Origin of the sequence: Micromonospora sp. NPDC050495, from assembly GCF_040655175.1 — a bacterium.
In the GTDB taxonomy this organism is placed as follows: domain Bacteria; phylum Actinomycetota; class Actinomycetes; order Mycobacteriales; family Micromonosporaceae; genus Micromonospora.
This window is the reverse complement of record NZ_JBFAJK010000117.1, coordinates 1-1,771: the sequence shown is the minus strand read 5'-3', so window position 1 is coordinate 1,771 and position 1,771 is coordinate 1. Positions and strand designations below refer to the sequence as shown.

The following is a 1,771-nucleotide window of genomic DNA, read 5'->3' as shown; positions in this document are numbered from 1 at the left end:
GGATGCTGTTGGTTAATTCGGGTTCTGCTGCTTCGCCCCGTCGGATCTATCCGGCGGGGCGAAGTTGTGCGAAGTGGCTGATGCGGGTGGCGGCTCTGGGTGTTTCGGTGAGGTGGGCGTCTATCCGGGCGAGGTTCATCGCGGCGCCGGTGAGTTGGTGTTGCAGGGCAGTCTTGTCCAGGCCGAGGTAGCGGGATCTGCGCAGGCCGCAGCGTTGGACGCCTTGGGAGATGGTCCCCTCGACGCCGGCGCGGATCTTGTAGCGGTGTTTCCAGTCGTCGGTCTGCTGTTGTCGTCTGGCGTTGCGGACGGTGTCGTGTTCGGCCCGGTGGCGCAGAGTGAGCTCCCGGCGTTCGGCTTTGGGTGAGCTGACGCAGTCGCGCAGGCTGGGGCAGACGCGGCAGTCGGCGGGGTTGAACCGGACCCGGATCACCGGCAGGCCGTGCTGGGAGCGCCGATGATGCCATTGCGTGCTGGTGACGCCGGTGGGGCAGGTCACCTGCTGCCGGTCCCAGTCGATAGTGAAGGCATCCTGCCCATGGCGGCTGCCGCGTTGCGTCGTGGTGTCGGCACCGATAGGCCCCTGCAGGTCGACGTCGTATTGGGTGCGGGCAGCCACAACTTGAGCGGCGTTGGGGTATCCGGCATCGACCCAGTGCTCCGCGGGCAGGCAGTCACGCCCAGCGAGACCGGCGTGGATCACCTCTGCCATCACGCTGTCCGCGACGGTGGCGCAGGTGGTGGCCACGTTCGTGACCAGGTTCGGGGCGTCCGGCTCACAGGTCTCGGTGAGGTGGACCTTGTATCCGTCCCAGCAGGTGTCGCGCTTGACGCTGCCGCGCGCCTCGGCGTCATGCGGGGTGACCAGGCGTACCGCGCCCGGCGGCCGGTCTTTTGGGTCCCGCCGTCGCACCTCGCCCTCGACCAGGTGGAAGTGCTGGACCCACACCTGCCGCAGGATCTCCACCGCCTCCAGCTCCCGCGCCTGCTCAGGCGAACCAGCCGAGAACACCGCCTCCAGCAGCCGCATACCGTCCGCCCCGACCCGCAACCCCACCTCGTCGCGCTTGGCGCGTGCCTTGGGGAAGCGGGAGTCCTCTGCCCTGGTGGCGTAATGCCTGAACCAGTCCGGCTCGGCCACCTCCGCCAGCCAGCCCGGGACATCCCGAGCGAGCGCGTTCAACGCCGCACGCAGTGTCTCGACGACCATCTCCAACCAACACAGCTCCCGGGCCGCCGACACCACGTGCGTGGAGTCGGTCCTGGCCCGACCCGTCGTCTTCAGCAGCCCTTTCTCCCGGGCCGCGGCCAACACGCCGTCCAACACCCGCCGCCCCGCGTCCGCCTGCACCAGCCGGTCCCTGAACTCCGACAACACCGAGAAGTCGAAGCCCGGATCATCCAGCTCCAGCCCCAAGGCGTACTTGAAGTCGATCCTGGCCCGCACCGCCTCCGCGGCCTGCCGATCGGTGAGCCCCTCAACGAACTGCAACACCAACACCACCACCAACCGGCCCGGTGACCAGGCAGGCTTCCCCCGGACCGGGAACAAGTCCGCGAAATCAGCGTCGGTGAACAACACCCCCAACTCGTCCCGCACCCGAATCGCCAGGCTGCCCTTCGGGAACGCGGCCCGCGCCACCCGCACCGTCTCCACCGGGATCTCCCCCAACGCCCGCGACCGCATCGACACCCGCAACCCACCCCAATACGAAAACGTCGGCCTTCAAGACCACAACCAGGTCTTGAAGGCCGACGTCACGCAGAACCC

General features: G+C 68.3%; 2 protein-coding genes. One reads left to right on the top strand and one right to left on the bottom strand.

All coding sequences use genetic code 11. The annotated features are described in order from the left end of the window. Positions 1-46: 46 nt before the first annotated feature. A complete protein-coding gene (locus AB0I11_RS34320) occupies positions 47-1,642 on the bottom strand; it encodes an IS1182 family transposase (protein ID WP_357330095.1) in 1,596 nt (531 codons plus the stop codon). Here AB0I11_RS34320 and AB0I11_RS34315 point away from each other — a divergent pair. Continuing rightward, the coding region (locus AB0I11_RS34315) for a hypothetical protein (RefSeq protein ID WP_357330097.1) at positions 1,572-1,771 on the top strand (200 nt) is incomplete at its 3' end. The two genes, AB0I11_RS34320 and AB0I11_RS34315, sit on opposite strands and share 71 nt — an antisense overlap.